The organism is Bradyrhizobium sp. U87765 SZCCT0048 (assembly GCF_018131225.1).
Lineage (GTDB): Bacteria > Pseudomonadota > Alphaproteobacteria > Rhizobiales > Xanthobacteraceae > Bradyrhizobium_A.
Map to the genome: position 1 here is coordinate 1,686,999 of NZ_JAFCMM010000001.1, position 18,239 is coordinate 1,705,237.

An 18,239-nucleotide genomic window follows, 5' to 3' on the forward strand; every position below is an offset into this window, starting at 1 on the left:
GGACCTCCCTCCTCATCCTGAGGAGCAGGCGAAGCCTGCGTCTCGAAGGATGAAGCCGCAACGCGCGGGCCTCATGGTTCGAGACGGCGCTGCGCGCCTCCTCACCATGAGGAACTATCACTCCCCTGTCCTCACGACTTCGCTCGCGGCGCGGCCTGGGCGAAGATCTTGGGGAATACGACCTGCTGCTCCTGGTCCGCCGTCCACTGGATGAACATCGCCGAGCCGTCCTTGAGCAGGCGATCCTCGGCGAACTGCAGCCCTTGGGGCTTGGCGACATAAAGGTTGGGATCGCCGTAGGGGATGTCGAGCTTCTTGAAGGCGCTGAGCAGCGCTTCGCTCTCCAGCGACGTCGCGTTCTCCAGCACCTGCTGCAGCACCCGCGCGGCCTGGGCGTACTGGATGGCGCCCTGCCCGATCCGGTCGAGCTTCGCCACATCGCGCAGTTCGGCGATGATCTTTTGCATCGACTCGATCCTGGCGCCGGTGCTGAAGCCGGTCATGCCGAACAGGTTGCGCGTCAGCACCGCCTTGCCGATCTCGGGGCCAAGATCTTTCCACAGCGACAGGTCGGTGTAGCCACCGGTGCCGCCGCAGAAGATGCTGCCGTGGTAGTTGAGGTTGTAGCGCGCCTGATGCAGCAGGATGCCGTCGCGCGGCGTCACGAGGCCCACCACGACATCGGGCTTGAGCGAGCGGATGCGCACCATCGCCGCGGTCTGGTCCTGGGCGCGGATGTCGAGCGCTGCTTCGCCGATGATCTCGATGTTGCTGGCCTTGAGCTTCTCGGTGAGGAACTTGTTGACCTGCTGGCCGGCCTCGTAGTTCGAGTAGCCCATCACCGCGGTCTTGATCGGGAACTTGCCGTCATCGCGCAGCGATACGACGAAGTCATGCATGGTCTGGGCATAGCCGCGGTCGTAAGGGTAGCCCAGCGTGAACATGTAGCTGGAGTGCGCGCCGCCGGCCCATACCGACAGCGTCGGCACCTTGAGCTCGTCGAGCACCGGGGTCAGCGCCAGCATCTGGGCGCTGAGGATGGTGCCGGTGAGCAGCTGCACCTTCTCCTCGGTGATCAGCCGCCGCGCCTCGGCCGCGGTGCGCGCCGGCTGGCTGGTGTCGTCGGCCATCACCAGCTCGATCTGCGCGCCGCCCTTGCTGTGGATGCCGCCTTCGGCGTTGATCTTCCTGATCATGTATTCGAAGGCCGGCTGGCCTTCCTGGGCATAGGCGGCGAGGCTGCCGCTCATCGAATTGACCACGCCAACGCGGATGGTCGGCCCGGCGGCCGATGCGCGGCGCACCAAGGGCGCGGCTACCGGCGCGATCAGGGCGCCTGCAGCGCCGAGGCCAAAGGTCCGGCGGGTGATGGTCATCGTCAGCCTCCCGAATCTGTCTGCGCCATCGTGTGCGGCGCTTGCTGTGAGCTAAGCCGATTTTGGACGGCGGCGTCAAATGCTGACAACACCGCGCCTCATGGTGAGGAGCGCGGCAAAGCCGCGCGTCTTGAACTATGAGGCCATGGGCGTTGGGGCCGTGACCTTAGTGTCGTCGCCGGGCAGCGCGATCCGTCTCTAACGGATCGCCAGGACTAAGGTCTCCCGGCGACCCCAGCAAGGAAAGCAATGCGTCCCTAAGCGGGGTGGCCGGGACAAGCCCGGCCACGACAAAGAAGACGGCCAGAACCTTCCGCAACAAGCGAAGTTGGCAGCCCGGCTCAGATCGCGTCCCACGAGAAGATGTCGGCCGAGCGGTCGAGCTTGTAGAACGACGACTTCAGCGCCGGGATGCCGTGGTTGGCCAGCGTTTCGCAGGTCCAGCCTTCGTCACGGTGAATCGACCGCAGCGGGCGCGATTGGCCCATCAGGAAGATCTCGTTCATCCGCACCGCGAAGATCTGGCCTGTTACATCCCTGGCGTCGTCGCCGAGCAGGAACACCGACAGCGGCGCGATCTTCTCCGGGCCCATCTGCTGCATGCGGGCGACCCGGGCCTTCTCGGCCTCCGTCTCCGTCGGAATGGTGCCGATCAGGCGGCTCCAGGCGAACGGCGACACGCAGTTCGAACGCACGTTGAAGCGGTTCATGTCCAGCGCAATCGACTTCGACAGGCCGACGATACCAAGCTTGGCGGCGGCATAATTGGCCTGGCCGAAATTGCCGATCAGGCCGGAAGTCGACGTGAAGTGCACGAAGGCGCCGCTCTCCTGCTCACGGAACAGGCGTGCCGCGGCATGGGACACATAGAACGAGCCCATCAGGTGCACCTTGATGACGGATTCGAAGGCGTCGACGCTCATGCGGTGGAAGATGGCGTCGCGCAGGATGCCGGCATTGTTGACGACGCCGTCGAGCTTGCCGAAGGCATCGATCGCGGTCTGAACGATCTTGCTGGCGGGAATGGCCTCGGCCACGGTCTCGAAATTCGCAACCGCGGTCCCGCCGCGCTTGCGGATCTCCTCGACCACCTCTTCCGCCGGCGCAGCGCTGGTGCCGGAACCGTCCGCCGCACCGCCGGGATCGTTGACCACGACCTTGGCGCCTTCCGCCGCCGCCAGCAGCGCGATCTCGCGCCCGATGCCGCGCCCGGCGCCGGTGACGATGATGACCTTGCCGTCGAGTGCCTTTTTCTGTGTCATGGTGTGGTTCCCTGTGGTGCTGCCAACCTGTATTCCGTCATCCTGAGGTGCGAGTGAAGCGAGCCTCGAAGGATGAACGGCCAGTGCCTCTCGGTCGTCGTGGCCGTCGCACTTCGAGGGCCCCGCTGCGCAGGCCCACCTCGGGGTGACGGATAACAATTCAACGACATCACCTCTCGTTCGTGAACACGATGGTGCCGCTGGCGGCGAACATGCCGCCGACGCCGTGACACACGGAAATCTTCGCATTCGGGATCTGCGCCGGCGCGATGCCGCGCATCTGGCGCACACTCTCCTGCAGCGCGTACATGCCGTAGTGACCGGAATGCATGTAGCTGAGGCCGCCGCCATTGGTGTTGACCGGCAGCTTGCCGCCCGGTGCGGTGTTGCGCCCGGCAATGAACGCGCCGGCCTCCGCATGGGGCATGAAGCCGAGATCGCCGAGACCGAACAGCGGCAGGTGGGCGAAGGCGTCGTAGATCATGAGATGATCGACGTCGGCATGGCTGATGCCCGCCTCGCGGAACGCGGTCGGTCCCGCAACACGGAACGCGCGCGAGGAATTGAACGTCTCCATCTGGCTGACCATCGGCGTCTCGACGCTCTCGCCGGTGCCCATGACGTAGACCGGCTTTTGGGGGAAATCCCTGGCGCGGTCGGCACTGGTCAGGATCAGCGCGCCGCCGCCGTCGGTGACGACGCAGCACTGCAGGATGCGGAACGGATAGGCGATCATGCGCGAGTTGAGCACGTCGTCGACGGTGATCGGATCCTTATATGTGGCGCGCGGGTTCTTCGCCGCCCACTCGCGCTGCACCACCGACACCATGGCGATCTGCTCTTGGGTGATGCCATGGGTCTTCATGAAGCGCAGCACCGGGATCGGGAACAGGCTCGGCGGCCCGAACGGCCCATAGGGCATTTCGAACTGGCCATTGAGGCTGTCGGCCGCCACCACGCGCGGCGGCTTGCCGATATTGGAACGGCCGCTCTCGCCATGGGTGATCAGCACGGTCTTGCACAGACCCGCCTCGATCGCCGCCGCCGCATGGCGGACATGCAGCATGAACGAACAGCCGCCGACCGAGGTGCCGTCCGCCCAGGTCGGCGTGATGCCGAGATAATGCGCGATCTGCTGCGGCGCCTCGACCGCAGTGGCGATGCCGTCGATATCCGAGGGCTTGAGGCCCGCGTCCGCCATGGCGTTGAGCGCGGCATCCGCATGGAGCTGGAGCTGCGACATGCCGGGCACGACGCCGAGCTCGGTGGTTTCGGCAGCGCCGACAACGGCGACCTGGTTACGACGCATGGCTCACCCCTTCGCCGGGCGGAACTGAGGGAGCGTGATCGCGTCGTCGAGTTTCTCGAACGCGACCTCGAGCGGCATGTCGAGCACCAGCGCCTCGGGCGTCTGCGGACAGTCGACGATGTTGCTCATCATGCGCGGTCCCTCGGCGAGCTCGACCACCGCGATGGCGTAAGGCGGCGTGAAGCCGGGAACGGGGCGATGATGAATGACGTAGCTGTAGAGCGTGCCCTTGCCGCTGGCCTTGAACACGCTGACATGGCGCGAGCCGCACGACGGGCAAAACGGACGTGGCGGAAAGTAGGCCTTGGCGCAATCGTCGCAACGCTGCAGGCGGAGCTCGCCTTGCGCGGCGCCCTCCCAGTAATGCTTGGTTTCCGGTGTCGGCACCGGACGGGCGCGTGCGGGGGCTGCCATTTCTCTCTCCCGTGCGGAGCGTGAACATCGCCCCGCGTTGTTCTTGTCGTGATCGCGTTCGATGTGCCACGGCACCTTGCAAAAGTCAAACATGCGAAATAGCATTTCGCAAAATCAGAACATGCGAGGACGCCGGTGATTTTGCCCGAATTTTTCGTCGCACGACACGTCCAGCCATACCACCCCTCGCGCGCGTGACCTGCGCGGCACGCATTCCGCACGCCGCAATATTTCGCGCGGCCACATCACGACAACAGCCCGCCAAGGGCGGCACGGGAGAATGATCGATGACGGCGACGAGCGAAGCGAACGGCATCACCAGCGGCGCGCGCCATCAGAGTTTCACAACCACCGAGGCACGCGCGCAGGCGATCGCCGGCGGCCTGTCGCGGCTCGGCATCGGAGCGGGCGATTGCGTCTGCATCCTGATGCGCAACGACATCGCCTTCCTCGAGGCGAGCTATGCGGCGATGATGCTCGGCGCCTATGCCGTACCGGTGAACTGGCATTTCAAGGCCGACGAAGTCGCCTACATCCTCAGGGACACTGCGACCAAGGTACTGATCGGCCACGCCGACCTGCTCAACGCGTCGCGTGAGGCGATTCCGGCTGGCGTCACTCAGATCAGCGTGCCGACCCCGCCGGAGATCCTGCAGTCCTACGCGATCGATCCGGCCCAGCTGGCACCACCACGGGGCTCGCAGGACTATGAACGCTGGCTCGCGGCGCAGACACCCTATGACGGCGAGCGACGGCCGCCGCCGCAGAGCATGATCTACACCTCCGGCACCACCGGCCATCCCAAGGGCGTGCGCCGCGACGCACCGACGCCGGAACAGGCCGCCGCGTCCGAGGCGATGCGGGCGACGATCTACGGCCTCAAGCCCGGCGTGCGGGCGCTGCTGCCCGGGCCGCTCTATCACTCGGCACCAAACGCCTTCGCGGTGCGCGCCGGGCGCCTCGGCGGCGCGCTGATCATGATGCCGCGGTTCGATCCGGAAGAATTCCTGCGCATCGTCCAGGACGAGCGGATCGACAACATCTTCATGGTGCCGACCATGTTCGTGCGGCTTCTCAAGTTACCGGACGCCGTGCGCAACCGCTACGACGTGTCGTCGCTGCGCCATGTCATCCACGCCGCCGCGCCCTGCCCGGCCGACGTCAAGCGCGCGATGATCGACTGGTGGGGCCCGGTGATCTACGAGTTCTATGGCTCGACCGAATCCGGCGCGGTGACCTTCGCGACATCGGAGGACGCCCTGAAGAAGCCCGGCACGGTCGGCCGCATCTTTCCCGGCGCCGAGATCCGCTTCCTCGACGACACCGGCCGCGCGGTGCCGCAAGGCCATGTCGGCGAGATCTACACCCGCATCAAGGCCAATCCCGACTTCAGCTATCACAACAAGCCGGAGAAGCGTGCCGAGATCGAACGCGACGGCCTGATCACCAGCGGCGATGTCGGCTACATCGACGATGACGGCTACGTCTTCATCTCCGACCGCAAGCGCGACATGGTGATTTCCGGCGGCGTCAACATCTACCCCGCCGAAATCGAGGCGGTGCTGCACGGCTGTGCCGGCGTGCACGATTGCGCGGTGTTCGGCATTCCCGACGAGGAATTCGGCGAGGCGCTGATGGCCGTCGTCGAGCCGCAGGCCGGCGTCACGCTCGACGTCGAGGCGATCCGCCAAAGTCTCGCGGCCGCGCTCGCGAGCTACAAGGTGCCACGGCGCATCGAAGTGCAGCACGACCTGCCGCGCGAGGATTCCGGCAAGATCTTCAAGCGCCGGCTGCGCGATCCCTATTGGGCGGCGGCGAAGCGGCAGATTTGAGGGCTCCTCCAGCTCGGGGTCATGCCCTCTCTCCTCATGGTGAGGAGCGCGGCAACGCCGCGCGTCTCGAACCATGAGGCCATGGCGTTCGATGCGCGAGGGCTCCCGGGCCTCATCCTTCGAGACGCCGCTGCGCGAGCTCCTCAGGATGAGGGGGAAACGCCCTTGCGGCTCGAACTCTTGCTCCTCAAACGACCTCCGCCCGGCCGTTGTTGATCACCACGAGGTCGCGCTCGGCGACGCGGGCGCGGAAGGACACGACGCCGCCGGCTTCGCGCCACAGCTCGGTGACGATGGTCTCGCCGGGATAGACCGGCGAGGAGAAGCGTACCTGCATGGCGCGCAGCTTCGCCGGATCGTTGCCGCAGGCGAGGCGCAGCAGGGCGCGGGTGACCACGCCATAGGTGCACAGGCCATGCAGGATCGGCCGCTCGAATCCGCCGGCGCGGGCGACCGCGGGATCCGCATGCAGAGGATTGTAGTCGCCGGACAGGCGGTAGATCAGCGCCGCCTGCGGCAGCGTGGCGAGGCTGAGCGTCGCGTCCGGTGCGCGCTCGGGAATCGGATGCGGCGTCGGCAGCGGCCCCGACGGGCCGCCGAAGCCGCCATCGCCGCGCAGCATGGTGGTCGAGGTCAGACGGCACAGCACTTCGCCGCTCGCCTTATCGATGACGTCGCGCTCGGACAAGAGCACCGCACCCTTGCCGGCGCCCTTGTCGAACAGGCCTGTGACGCGGGTGCGGCCGATCACGGTGCCGGATGCGGGCAACGGCTTGAAGATGGTAAAACCCTGCTCGCCATGCAGCACCTTCTTCCAGTCGGCGCCGGTGCGGGCATCGCCGAGCCAGAAGCCGGGATAGCCGAGCACCACCGCCATCGACGGCAGCGCTTGCAGCTGTGCCTCGTAGACGAAGCGCAGGTCGCTTTCGTCGAGCGGATCGGCGCCGCAGCCGACGCCGAGCGCATAGAGGATGGTGTCACGGGTGGCGTAGGTGTGCTCGATATCCTCGAACGGCCAGTTGCGCAGGGCCTGCGGGTCGATCGGCATCGGCGGCGTCTCCTCGGCTATCGTCTTCTTCAGGTTCGTTGCGGCGAAAATTGCCACGGCGGCAGGAGCGTGGCAACATGCGAAAATTGATTTCGCATATGCTTGCCACTGCGGCGAGACAGACCGGCACGAAGCTGCTACACGGCGACGCCGCGCGATGACCGCGCGGCGGAAAATGACGAGACATCGCGCTCCACCACGAAGGATCCCGCATGGACGCCGACAAGCCCCCGCGCCGTTCCGCCGCCACACGGCCTCAGGCCACGAAGACGACCGGCGCGCGACCTGCATCTGCGAAACGTCCCGCGGCGAAGGCGACGACCACCAAGGTCGCCGCCAGGGCCTCGGGCACGGCATTGGCGGGATCGACGGCGCCTGCGGTACGCGCCGGGAAGAAAGCCACGACGACCGCCGTCGCCGATGAGCGCGCCCGCAAGCGCACCGCGCGGATGAAACTGCAGCGCGCCACCCGGCGGCCGCGCGCGGCGGACAACGACGAGGAGACCGACGGCGCCGGCGGCCGGCTGTTCGTCACCGCGCTGGCGCGCGGCCTCGAGGTGCTCAGCGCGTTCGGCTCCCGCGACCGCGCGCTCGGCAACCTCGAACTGGCGCGCCGCACCAGCCTGCCGAAGCCGACGATCTCACGCATCACCCACACGCTGACCCAGCTCGGCTACCTCGCCTACGATCCGCGCGCGGCGACCTACCAGCTCGGCGGCCGCACGCTGTCGCTGAGCTATGCGGCGCTCGCCAACCTCGACATCCGCCGCGTCGCGCGCCCGATCATGGAGCGCCTCGCGGACGCCCATAACCTGCATATCGCCCTCGCCATGCGCGACAAGCTGATGATGCTCAATATCGAAACCTGCGAGGGCCAGGGCCTGGTCGGGCTGCGGCTGCCGCCGGGGTCGCGCATGCCGGTCGCCGTCACCGCCCTCGGCAAGGCCTATCTCGCCGCGATCCCGGACAGCGAGCGCAAGCCGCTGCTCGACAGCATCCGCCGCCAGCACGGCGACGACTGGCCGATGATCCAGCGCTCGGTCGAGCGCTCGGTGCGCGAGGTCGCCGAGCGCGGCTACTGCGTCTCGGCCGGCGAGTGGCGCAAGGACATCAACGCCGTCGGCGCGCCGGTGACGGTGCCCGGCAGCAGCACGGTGTATGCGCTGTGCATCGGCGGCCCGGCCTATCTGGTGTCGCCGGACGAACTCGAGAACGACTACGGCCCGGCGATCGCCGCCATCGCCCGCGAGATCAGCGCCGCCATGGGCGGCGACTGAGCGACGGACTCGCGGCCATCCAGCTTGCCCCTCAAGGCGAGAAAGGCGGTGCGCCGCGCGCCGTGAGGCCCGAGTCTGTCCGGCGACTGCCCGGTCTCGGCCTCATCCTTCGAGACGCGGCTGCGCCGCTCCTCAGGATGAGGGGAAAGCTCGCGGCAGAACACGAGCAAGGCCCCCTGCTGCCGCTCCGCCTCAATTCACCTGCCTTGTCCGTCCGTCCCAGAACGGCGCGCGCAGTTCGGCCTTGTTGACCTTGTTGACGCTGGACAGCGGCAGCGCGTCGTCGCGGATGTCGACGCTGCGCGGGCATTTGTAGCCGGCGATGAGATCGCGGCAGTGGGCGAGAATCGCCTCCGCGGTCGGCGCAGTGCCGGGCCGGCGCACCACCACCGCATGCACCCGCTCGCCCCAGCGCTCGTCGGGGACGCCGATGACGGCACATTGCAGGACGTCGGGATGGCTGCCGACGGCATTCTCGACCTCGATGGAATAGATGTTCTCGCCGCCGGAGATGATCATGTCCTTGATGCGGTCGGCGACATAGAGATAGCCGTCGGGCTCGAAGTAGCCGCTGTCGCCGGTATGCATCCAGCCGCCGCGCAGCGTCTGTGCCGTCAGCTCCGGCTTGTTCCAATACCCCTGCATCACCATCGGTCCGCGCACCACGATCTCGCCGATGTCGCCGCAAGGCAGTTCGCGATCATCGGCATCGACCACCTTCACTTCCGCCGACCACACCGGCCGGCCGGCCGAGCGCAGCCGCCGTCGCGGCGCATCCGCGACATGATCCTCGGGGCCGAGAATGGTCGCGACCGGCGACAGCTCGGTCATGCCGTAGGACTGCGCGAACCGCACCGACGGAAAACGCTGCAGGCAGGCCGTCAGAACCGCTTCCGGCATCGGCGAGGCGCCATAGCTGATCAGGTTGAGGCTGGAGAGATCGTAGCGATCGAGGTCCGGCAGTTCCAGCAGCATGCCGAGCATGGTCGGCACGAAGGTGACCGTGGTGACGCGGTGGCGCGCGACTGCTTCCACCACCTCCTGCGGCGTGAAGCGCGGGATCACGACATGGGCGCCGCCAACCACCGCGGTGGTGAAGACGCGCGCGCCGGCGCCGAGATGGAACAGCGGCCCGGCATGGAGCGTCACGGTGCGTTCGTCGAAGCCGAAGCGCCCGGCGGTGACCACCGCGTTGGCCCACAGGTTACGGTGGCTCAGCATCACGCCTTTCGAGCGGCCCGTGGTGCCGCCGGTGTAGAAGAGGCAGGCGAGATCCTCGCCGCCGCGCAAGGCATCGTCCATCGGCCGCACCGCGGCCATCGCCGCTTCCCCGGCGACAGCGCCGCCCTGTGCCTCGCCCGGTCCGACATGCAACACCGTCCGCACCGACGGCGCGGCGGCGGCGAGCTCGGCGCCGAGACCTGCGAAATGCGCATCGACCATCAGCACCACCGGTCCGGCATCGCGCAATTGCTCGACCATTTCCGGCAGGGCGAAGCGCGCGTTGATCGGCACGATCACGCCGCCGCCCCACAGCACCGCGAAATAGAACTCGATGTAGGGCTGGCCATTGAGGGCGAGCATCGCGACGCGATCGCCCGCCGCCATGCCGAGGTCGCGCAGCACGGCGGCGAGACGGGCGACGCGATCGACGAAGGTGCGCCGGTCGATACGGATGTCGCCGCAACTGAGCGCCATGCCATCGCCATCGAATGCCGCTGCCTTGCGCAGGCCCGCCGTCAGGTTCATCGCTTCCTCGACCATTGTTGTTGTGTCGTTGGCCGGCAGTTAAGCCAATCCCGGCGCGTCGCACAATTGCGAAATTCTATTTCATTTTTGTGGGGAGCGGACTAGCCTTCCGACTGCCCCCACCCATCCGGACCCGATCCCATGACTCACCCCTCCCCCGCCGTGGACGACGCCGTCGTCATCGAACACCATGCCGACGTCGCGCTAGTGCGCCTCAACCGGCCGCGCAGCCGCAATGCCCTGAGTGTCGAGATCAAGGCCGGGCTGGAGCGGATGATCCCGGCGCTGATGACAGATCATGCCGTGCGCTGTGTAGTGATCACCGGCACGGACGACGCATTTTGCGCCGGCGGCGATATTACCAACATGAGCGAGCGCGACGCTCCGGCGGTGCGGGCGCGGATGCAGCGCAGCCATGCGTGGGTCAAATACATCCTCACTGGCGAAAAGCCGGTCATCGCCGCGGTGAACGGGGCCGCCGCCGGCGCCGGCTTCTCGCTGGCGCTGATGTGCGATCTCGTCCTGGTTGCCGACGGCGCGTTCTTCCGCCCGGCCTTTTCCGGCCTCGGCGCGGCACCGGACCTCGGCCTCGCGCTGACGCTGCCACGCGCCATCGGCACATCGCGCGCCAAGGACATCCTGCTGACCAACCGCCGCATCGAGGCCGCCGACGCCGTCGCACTGGGCTTCGCAAGGGCCGTCGTGCCCGCAGCCGAACTGCGCGCGGCCGCCCTGACGCTCGCGAACGAAATCGCCGCCGGCCCCGCGACCTCGCTCGGCCTGACCAAGACGCTGGTCAACAGCGCCTATGAGCCGATCGAGGAATTTCTCGCACGCGAGACCATGATGCAGGCGGTGGCGTTCGGCAGCGCGGAATTTGGCGAGGGCGTCGACGCCTTCCTCGGCAGGCGCAAGCCGGATTTTCGCGGGGCGGCCGAAGCGGACAAGAAATGAGTCTCTCCTCATGGTGAGGAGCGCGGCATAGCCGCGCGTCGCAAACCATGAGGCCAGGGCACATCTGGCAACACCCGGCCCCGGGCCTCATGCTTCGAGACGCGGCTGCGCCGCTCCTCAGGTTCAGCAGCGGTGAACGTCAGCGGGTTGCATGCGGATCGAACGTCAACCCGTCGTCCGCCCCGCGAAGCGCGCCTCCATGGCGCGGCGGAACGCGACCGTCTCGTTGCTGGCGTCGAACGCCACGTCTTCCCAGCGCACGACCCCGCCATGGGCGATGTCGCTCACGAGCCTGACGCCATGAGCGAGGCCGATCGGCAGCGCGCCGACCTTGAGACTGTCGACCGCTGGCATCAGCTTGCCCCACACGGTGTAGCCACCCTCGCCGTCCAGTGTCTCGCCGGCGCGCAGCGGCCGCTTCGCCACCGCGACGACATCGCCGCGGAAATCCTGCGCCTGGCCTGTCGGCTCGCCGCGCAGCACCGCCGACAGCACGGAGATGTTCAGCTCGAGCCCGATCAGATGATACGGCTTGTACATCGCCGCATAGCACCCGCTGGCGTCGGTCTTCAGGCCATACTGGCGGAAGCAGTCGGCGGCATAGTCGTTCGGCGCCTCGAGCACGACATAGACGCCCCAGCGCAGATCGCGGAACACGGGACGGCCATCGCGCTCGAGCGACGACACCACCTCGACCGTGCCGGCGCGTTCGAGCACGCCGCCGGCCTCGCGCGGCCGCAACACATGCGGCAGGTCGTCGACGCCGCAGGGCGGAAATGCAAGGCCGGCCGACGGCACGTCGAGGCCGGTGGCGTTGGCGATCGCCGCCATTTCGATGGCGGACTTGGTGCCGTCGAGGAAGGAGTTGAACATCTGCGGATTCATGCCCGCGGACTGTGCTTCGGCAGCGCTGAGGCCGTAATGCGTCCACACATCCGCCGGCGTGACATCATGATAGATCGGCAGGTACTTGGTGCCCTTGCCGGCGGCGACGACGCGAAAGCCGGTGGCGCGCGCCCAGTCGACGAGCTCGGCGGTCAGCGCCGGCTGATCGCCATAGGCCAGCGAGTAGACGACGCCGGCCCGGCGCGCCTCCTCGGCCAGCAAGGGACCAGCCAGCACGTCAGCCTCGACATTGACCATGACGATGTGCTTGCCGGCGGCAATCGCCGCGCGTGCATGGCGGATGCCGACGGCGGGATTGCCGGTCGCCTCGATCACCACCTCGACGGCGGCATCACCGATCGCCGCAAGACCATCCTTCGTGAACGACGTCGCGGCGATGCGCTCCGCTTCCCAGCCGACGGTGCGGCAGGCATCGCGCGCGCGCTCCGGATCGAGATCGACGATGACCGTCACCTCGAGGCCCGGCGTGTGCGGCACCTGGGCGAGGAACATGGAGCCGAACTTGCCGGCGCCGATCAGCGCAACACGGACCGGACGGCCGGCGGCGAGACGCGTGTGCAACAGACGATGGAGATTCATGGGCGTGTGGTCTTCAATTCTTGTGAGATTCTTTTTGCGAACCGACGGGTGCACAGTCGGCGCGGATGGCGCAAGCGAAGGCATGGATGCAGCCCTGAACCTACCTGCGAACCATAGGCGGGCGCCTTGGCCAGTCAACCAGCGCCACCGCAGGCGCCAGTTCATGCCAGCCGGTCGGGACAAGCGACACCGGTGAGACCTATTGCCACAGGACCACCCCCGCCTGTGCATGGCGCGCTGCCTCGATTGACCCTCCGGTCGGCACTGCCTATCGTTCCCATCGACGGTTCCCCTCGGGGGATCAAAAGGGAATGCGGTGCGGGCTCGCCCTAAGCCGCGGCTGTCCCCGCAACTGTAAACGGCGAGCCTTTCGTCAGCGCGCGGCCTGAACCGCGCGCCACCCAGCCACTGAGCAGCTTCGCTCGGGAAGGCGACGACAGGCGATGACCCGTGAGCCAGGAGACCTGCCGTCAGTCGTGGTCACACGCGAGCACATCGGGCGGGGCGTCCTGGTGGAGGTCGATCCGTCGCGCTCACGCGTTCGGGCCGTCTTGCGTTCGCGGTGACGTGCCACGTTACCGCGAGTCGCCGACTCATGATTTTCCCCACGTACGTCTCGCTCATTGCCAGGGCGTCAGCCGTCTGCCGGACCCGTTCTGCGGCGAGGCAACGACTTCATTCCGCCAGCAGCGCCTTGCGTTCCGCTCTACCTATATGTAATGTTATAACATTACATATTCAAAATAGCGGAGTTGCGATGATGCCCTGTGAACGCCCCCGACGGCGTCGCGCAAACCGGTCACGACCGGCCGCCGTCGCGCGCATGCACAGCCCCACGGGTGCAGCCGCGAGGCCCGGCCGGCCGCCAACCATCGCTGAAGCGCCCGGCATCAGCCACCGCCCCATCATCCTCTCCCTATTCCGAGCCCATTGATCATCATGCGACTTCCCTCCCACGCCGCATCGCGCCGGCGCGCCACCCTGCTCTGCTCCGTCGCCACGGCACTGCTGCTGCCCGCCGACGCCTTCAGCCAGACTGCACAGCCGGCAGGACGGCTCGACGCCATCGAGGTGTCGCCGACCGCTCAGCCCAAGCCGAAGCGCGCCACCGGCAAGCGCGCGGAGCGCGCCGGGCGCGCACGCCCCAGGTCCGCGGCAACCGCTGCCGCGACGAACGCACCGGCCGGCGCCACGCCGGCAGTCGCGGCGCCGACCGCGCTGCATCTCACCGCGCCATCGACCACCGGCAGCCGCCTCGGCCTCACGCCGTTGCAGACGCCCGCCAGCGTCGAAGTGATCAGCGCCGACACCATCGCCGCCCGTGGCCAGCACACCGTGCTCGACGCCGTGACCCAGAACGCGGCGGGCTTCACCGCCAATCCGGCGCCGGGCAATGGCGGCCTGTCGTTCTCGACCCGCGGCTTCTCCGGCAGCAACTCGGTGATGACGCTGTATGACGGCACGCGCTTCTATGTCGGCTCCGGTACCGTGACGTTCCCGTTCGACACATGGTCGGCCCAGCAGATCGAGGTGATGCGCGGGCCGGCGTCGGTGATGTACGGCGAAGGCGCGATCGGCGGCATCGTCAACGTTGTGCCGAAGAAGCCGATCACCACCGCACACAACGAGGCTGAAATCTCGCTCGACACCAACATGACGCGCCGGCTCGCGGTCGACAGCGGCGGGCCGATCAATCCCAACGTCTCCTACCGCGTCACCGCTGCCGGCAACATGTCCGACGGCTGGGTCGAGCGTGACAAGACCTCCAATGTCGCCTTCTCCGCCGCAGTGAAGGTGCAGGCCGCCGACAACCTCGCCTTCACACTGTCGAACGACTACGGCGACCGCAGCCCGTCACGCTATTTCGGCACACCGCTGATCAACGGCGCCATCGACCCGGCGCTGCGCTTCCAGAACTACAACACCTGGGACAGCCAGATCCGCTACAAGGACAACTGGACGCAGTTCAAGACCGAGTGGGATGTCGCCGACGGCGTGTCGGTGCGCAACACCACCTATTATCTGGTCAGCAATCGGCACTGGCGCGACATCGAGGCCTATACGTTCAATCCGGCGACCGGCCTCGTCGGCCGCAACAACTACATCGAGATCTTCCACGACCAGAAGCAGCTCGGCACCCGCACCGATGTGACGCTGCGCGGCCATATCTTCGGCATCAGGAACGAGTTCGTCGCCGGCTTCGACGTCAACCAGATCAACTTCGCCCACATCAACAATTCGCCCTACGCCGGCCAGACCTACGTGCCGCCGTTCAACTACGATCCCGGTCTGTTTTCGGCGACCACCAGCCCGACCACGCCGGGCTTCCACTCGGTCACCAATCAGTATGCGCTGTTCGCCGAGGATCGCCTGATCCTCACCGACCAGCTCGCGCTGGTCGGCGGCGTGCGGCTCGACCGGCCGACAATCAGCCGGACTGACGACCGCGTCGCCGCCAACAGCTTCGAGACCTCGCTGTCCGGTACCAGCTGGCGCGCGGGCGCCGTCTATACTCCGATCGACAATCTGGCGTTCTACGGCCAGTACGCCACTGCGGTCGATCCGGTCGGCAACCTGATCACACTCAACACCAGCCAGAAGAACTTCCAGCTGGCCACCGGCCGCCAGGTCGAGGTCGGGGTCAAGCAGTCGTTCTGGGGCGGCCGCGGCGAGTGGACGCTTGCCGCCTACGACATCGTCAAGAACAATCTGCTGACGCCCGATCCCAACAACATCGCAGGCCCCTCGCTGCAGGTCGGCCAGCAATCGTCGCGCGGCATCGAGGCAAGCCTCGGGCTCGCCCTGAACGACGCCTGGCGGGTCGACGCCAATATCGCGCTGCTGCGCGCCAAGTATGACAGCTTTTCCGCCGTCGCCGGCGGCAAGCTGGTCAGCTATGCCGGCAACGTGCCGATCAACGTGCCGCAGCAGGTCGGCAATGCCTGGGTGACCTGGAACTTGGCGCCGAACTGGTCGGCGAACGCCGGCGTGCAGGTGGTCGGCGCGATGTACACCGACGCTGCCAACACACTGCAGCGGCCGTCTTACGCGCTGGTCAATGCCGGCCTGCGCTGGACGCCGGATGCGCGCACCACGGTGGCGCTGCGCATCTACAACATCTTCGACAAGGTCTACGCGGTATCGGCGCCCTACAACGGCCAGTGGTTGCTCGGCATGCCGCGCACCGCCGAGCTGTCGGTCAACGTCAAGTTCTGACGATGAGCCTGCCCTTGATGAGCCTGCCCTGAGATGAGCCTGCGGATCACACGACACGCCAGGCGCTGGCTCTACATCATCCATCGCTGGATCGGCATCGCCACATGCCTGCTGTTCGCCATGTGGTTCGTGTCCGGCGTGGTGATGATGTATGTCGCGTTTCCACAGCTCACCGACACGGAGCGCTGGACGGCACTGCCGCCCATCGCCTGGGACAAGGTGCTGGTGACGCCGGACCGCGCCATGACACTCGCCGGCGTCACGGCCTATCCGCGCGAGCTGCGGCTCGCGATGATGGACAGGATGCCGGTGTACCGCATCACCGGCTGGGACGGCCATCGCGCGACAATCGCGGCGACCGACGGTCGATCGATCGGCAGTATCACCGCCGATCACGCCGAAGCGATCGCGGCCCATCATCCGGCCGCGACGCGACCACAGGTGATCGGGACCGTCACGCGCGACCAGTGGAGCGTGACCGCGCGCTACGATCCATTGCGGCCGCTGTTCCTGGTGATGCTCGGCGACGCCGACGGCACCGAGCTCTACATCTCCGAACGCACCGGCGAGATCGCGCTCGACACCACGCGGCACGAGCGCGTCTGGAACTGGCTGGGTTCGATCCCGCACTGGATCTATCCCACCGTGCTGCGCAAGGACGGCGCGACCTGGCGGCAGGTGGTGCTGTGGATCTCCGGTTTCTGCATCGTCGTCGCGGTCACCGGCTTCTGGATCGGCGTGCTGCGGCTGCGCCTGCGCAAACGCTCCGCCCGCGGGCATGTGACGCCCTATCGCGGCTGGATGGCGTGGCATCACGTCGCCGGCCTGATCGGCGGCGTCTTCGTGTTCACCTGGATGGTCAGCGGCTGGCTGTCGCTCAATCCGCTGGACCTGTTCGCCGGCCGTGCCGTCGGCCGCGACATGGCCGTGCGCTACGCCGGCGAAAGTGCGCCCCGGATCGCCGACGCGGTGGCGCGGCCGCAGGTCCCGGCGGTCGAGGCGCGTTACGTCTGGCTCGGCGGACGGGCGCTGATGCTGCTCGCCGATCACGCGGGGCACATCACCACCGCCGATCCCGCGAGCGGCGCACCGCTGACGCTGACCCAGGATGACATCGCCGCGGCCGCGCGCCGCCTGCTGCCCGACGCCACGGTCACGCTGCGGCAACAACTGACACAGCCGGACTGGTACTGGTACTCGCACCACCAGGAACGGCTGCTGCCGATCCTGCGCATCGGCTTCGACGATGCCGCGCACAGCTGGTTTCACATCTCGCCGACCACCGGCGAGATCCTGGGCCGCAGTGATGACAGCCGCCGCGCCTATCGCTGGTGGTTCAACGCGCTGCACAGCATCGACCTGCTGCCGCTGCTGGCCTCCCGGCCGGCCTGGGACATCGTGGTGTGGCTGCTGTCGCTGATCGGCCTCATCGTCTCGCTCAGCGGCGTCGTCGTGGGATGGCGGCGGTTGATGCGCTGAGGAACGCCGGCACGCGGCAGGCACCATGTGCATGCGGCCAGCGCATGCGCAGGCCTGCTGGAGCTCCCCTGAGCACGGCAACATGCGGGACGCCACAACGAAGGCCCGGGGCCTCATCCTTCGAGACGCCTGCTGCGCAGGCTTCTCAGGATGAGGGGATGGAGCATGCGCAACAGCAACGTGGCATCATATGGTGACACGAAGCATGCCGCGGGTGAGAGAACTCACCCCAGCCAGGCGAGGCCCTCGGCGTACAGCTTCTCGACCTCCGGCCCCTTGAGGCCGGGCATGTCACGCTTCACGCGATAGCCGATCTCCTCCTGGATATAGGCGAGATGGCGGTAGCCGACCGGGAATTGCCTGAGCTTGTCCTGGTCGAGCTTGAGCACCGCGGCGGGATCGACCGGATCGAGGCGATCCTTTTCGTAGATCGGCTGGCGGCGCACCACGCCCCACTTGCCATGGCGCTTTTCGAGGAAGTCGTAGAACCGCCCCGTGCAGACGACGTCGCACTCGACGCCATGGACCGGGCCGCGCTGCGAGATGGTCATCTTGGTCTGCGCGACGGCGCGGTAGGCGGACAGGTCGACAGTCATGCCGCCGAGGAAGTGCAGGATGCTGACGCCCTTGTCCCAGCCCTCCTTGCTGACACGGATGAACTCGGAGGCCGGGCCCTGAAACCAGGTCGCCGACATCCAGCCGTCCTCATGCCACACCGTGGCAAAGCGATCCCACAGGCCGGCGTCACGCCACAGCGCCCAGTTCTCGATCAATTCCTGAATTGCGGTCCGGTCGGCAGTTTCGTCGCTCATGCAGGCCTCTTGTCGCCGCGCGGCCG

At 67.2% G+C, this 18,239-nt stretch carries 13 protein-coding genes and 1 riboswitch; of the genes, 5 read left to right on the forward strand and 8 right to left on the reverse strand.

Going from position 1 to position 18,239, the window contains the following annotated elements; translation table 11 throughout:
• Positions 1-131 precede the first annotated feature (131 nt).
• From JQ639_RS07335 to JQ639_RS07350, 4 genes are all read right to left on the reverse strand, one after another.
• Complete coding sequence (locus JQ639_RS07335; protein ID WP_211965422.1) at positions 132-1,376, reverse strand: ABC transporter substrate-binding protein; 1,245 nt, start codon at positions 1,374-1,376, stop codon at positions 132-134.
• Positions 1,377-1,717: 341 nt separating this feature from the next.
• A complete protein-coding gene (locus JQ639_RS07340) occupies positions 1,718-2,638 on the reverse strand; it encodes an SDR family NAD(P)-dependent oxidoreductase (RefSeq protein WP_211965425.1) in 921 nt (306 codons plus the stop codon).
• A gap of 169 nt (positions 2,639-2,807) precedes the next feature.
• The gene (locus JQ639_RS07345; RefSeq protein WP_211965427.1) at positions 2,808-3,947 is read right to left on the reverse strand and encodes a thiolase C-terminal domain-containing protein; all 1,140 of its coding nucleotides are present in this window, start codon (positions 3,945-3,947) and stop codon (positions 2,808-2,810) included.
• Positions 3,948-3,950: 3 nt separating this feature from the next.
• Positions 3,951-4,361, reverse strand: a complete 411-nt coding sequence (locus JQ639_RS07350; protein WP_211965429.1) for a Zn-ribbon domain-containing OB-fold protein — start codon at positions 4,359-4,361, stop codon at positions 3,951-3,953.
• Between the two features lie 287 nt (positions 4,362-4,648).
• On the opposite strand from JQ639_RS07350, the gene JQ639_RS07355 reads away from it, so the two are divergent.
• Positions 4,649-6,193 carry an acyl-CoA synthetase gene (locus JQ639_RS07355; protein ID WP_211965431.1) on the forward strand — a complete coding sequence of 515 codons (1,545 nt, stop codon included), beginning with the start codon at positions 4,649-4,651 and terminating at the stop codon, positions 6,191-6,193.
• Between the two features lie 187 nt (positions 6,194-6,380).
• On the opposite strand, the gene JQ639_RS07360 is transcribed toward JQ639_RS07355, so the two are convergent.
• Complete coding sequence (locus tag JQ639_RS07360) at positions 6,381-7,241, reverse strand: MaoC/PaaZ C-terminal domain-containing protein (RefSeq protein ID WP_211965433.1); 861 nt, start codon at positions 7,239-7,241, stop codon at positions 6,381-6,383.
• A gap of 212 nt (positions 7,242-7,453) precedes the next feature.
• Between JQ639_RS07360 and JQ639_RS07365 the strand changes: the two genes are divergently transcribed.
• Complete coding sequence (locus tag JQ639_RS07365) at positions 7,454-8,518, forward strand: IclR family transcriptional regulator (RefSeq protein ID WP_211965435.1); 1,065 nt, start codon at positions 7,454-7,456, stop codon at positions 8,516-8,518.
• A 192-nt stretch (positions 8,519-8,710) separates the two neighbouring features.
• Here the strand turns inward: JQ639_RS07365 and JQ639_RS07370 are convergent, their stop codons facing one another.
• Positions 8,711-10,282 (reverse strand): class I adenylate-forming enzyme family protein, encoded by a 1,572-nt coding sequence (locus tag JQ639_RS07370; RefSeq protein ID WP_211965437.1) that lies wholly within the window; start codon positions 10,280-10,282, stop codon positions 8,711-8,713.
• A 126-nt stretch (positions 10,283-10,408) separates the two neighbouring features.
• Between JQ639_RS07370 and JQ639_RS07375 the strand changes: the two genes are divergently transcribed.
• Positions 10,409-11,221, forward strand: a complete 813-nt coding sequence (locus tag JQ639_RS07375; protein ID WP_211965439.1) for an enoyl-CoA hydratase/isomerase family protein — start codon at positions 10,409-10,411, stop codon at positions 11,219-11,221.
• A 165-nt stretch (positions 11,222-11,386) separates the two neighbouring features.
• Here JQ639_RS07375 and JQ639_RS07380 read toward each other — a convergent pair whose 3' ends face one another.
• Positions 11,387-12,706, reverse strand: coding sequence for an NAD(P)H-dependent oxidoreductase (locus JQ639_RS07380; RefSeq protein ID WP_211965441.1), 1,320 nt, complete (start codon positions 12,704-12,706; stop codon positions 11,387-11,389).
• Between the two features lie 267 nt (positions 12,707-12,973).
• Positions 12,974-13,192: riboswitch (cobalamin riboswitch) on the forward strand.
• A gap of 453 nt (positions 13,193-13,645) precedes the next feature.
• Here JQ639_RS07380 and JQ639_RS07385 point away from each other — a divergent pair.
• Both JQ639_RS07385 and JQ639_RS07390 read left to right on the forward strand, forming a co-directional pair.
• Positions 13,646-15,922, forward strand: a complete 2,277-nt coding sequence (locus JQ639_RS07385; RefSeq protein ID WP_211965443.1) for a TonB-dependent receptor — start codon at positions 13,646-13,648, stop codon at positions 15,920-15,922.
• Positions 15,923-15,955: 33 nt separating this feature from the next.
• Positions 15,956-17,401 (forward strand): PepSY domain-containing protein, encoded by a 1,446-nt coding sequence (locus JQ639_RS07390; RefSeq protein ID WP_211965445.1) that lies wholly within the window; start codon positions 15,956-15,958, stop codon positions 17,399-17,401.
• A 224-nt stretch (positions 17,402-17,625) separates the two neighbouring features.
• On the opposite strand, the gene JQ639_RS07395 is transcribed toward JQ639_RS07390, so the two are convergent.
• Entirely contained in the window at positions 17,626-18,213 is a 588-nt protein-coding gene (locus JQ639_RS07395; protein WP_211965447.1) for a nuclear transport factor 2 family protein, read from the reverse strand.
• Between the last annotated feature and the right edge of the window lie 26 nt (positions 18,214-18,239).

Bases quoted from the DNA above. Each gene is read 5' to 3' on its own strand.
- JQ639_RS07380 (WP_211965441.1), bottom strand. From the start codon at position 12,706: ATGAATCTCCATCGTCTGTTGCACACGCGTCTCGCCGCCGGCCGTCCG.
- JQ639_RS07365 (WP_211965435.1), top strand. From the start codon at position 7,454: ATGGACGCCGACAAGCCCCCGCGCCGTTCCGCCGCCACACGGCCTCAG.
- JQ639_RS07340 (WP_211965425.1), bottom strand. From the start codon at position 2,638: ATGACACAGAAAAAGGCACTCGACGGCAAGGTCATCATCGTCACCGGC.
- JQ639_RS07375 (WP_211965439.1), top strand. From the start codon at position 10,409: ATGACTCACCCCTCCCCCGCCGTGGACGACGCCGTCGTCATCGAACAC.
- JQ639_RS07395 (WP_211965447.1), bottom strand. From the start codon at position 18,213: ATGAGCGACGAAACTGCCGACCGGACCGCAATTCAGGAATTGATCGAG.
- JQ639_RS07385 (WP_211965443.1), top strand. From the start codon at position 13,646: ATGCGACTTCCCTCCCACGCCGCATCGCGCCGGCGCGCCACCCTGCTC.
- JQ639_RS07345 (WP_211965427.1), bottom strand. From the start codon at position 3,947: ATGCGTCGTAACCAGGTCGCCGTTGTCGGCGCTGCCGAAACCACCGAG.
- JQ639_RS07370 (WP_211965437.1), bottom strand. From the start codon at position 10,282: ATGGTCGAGGAAGCGATGAACCTGACGGCGGGCCTGCGCAAGGCAGCG.
- JQ639_RS07390 (WP_211965445.1), top strand. From the start codon at position 15,956: ATGAGCCTGCGGATCACACGACACGCCAGGCGCTGGCTCTACATCATC.
- JQ639_RS07360 (WP_211965433.1), bottom strand. From the start codon at position 7,241: ATGCCGATCGACCCGCAGGCCCTGCGCAACTGGCCGTTCGAGGATATC.
- JQ639_RS07350 (WP_211965429.1), bottom strand. From the start codon at position 4,361: ATGGCAGCCCCCGCACGCGCCCGTCCGGTGCCGACACCGGAAACCAAG.
- JQ639_RS07335 (WP_211965422.1), bottom strand. From the start codon at position 1,376: ATGACCATCACCCGCCGGACCTTTGGCCTCGGCGCTGCAGGCGCCCTG.
- JQ639_RS07355 (WP_211965431.1), top strand. From the start codon at position 4,649: ATGACGGCGACGAGCGAAGCGAACGGCATCACCAGCGGCGCGCGCCAT.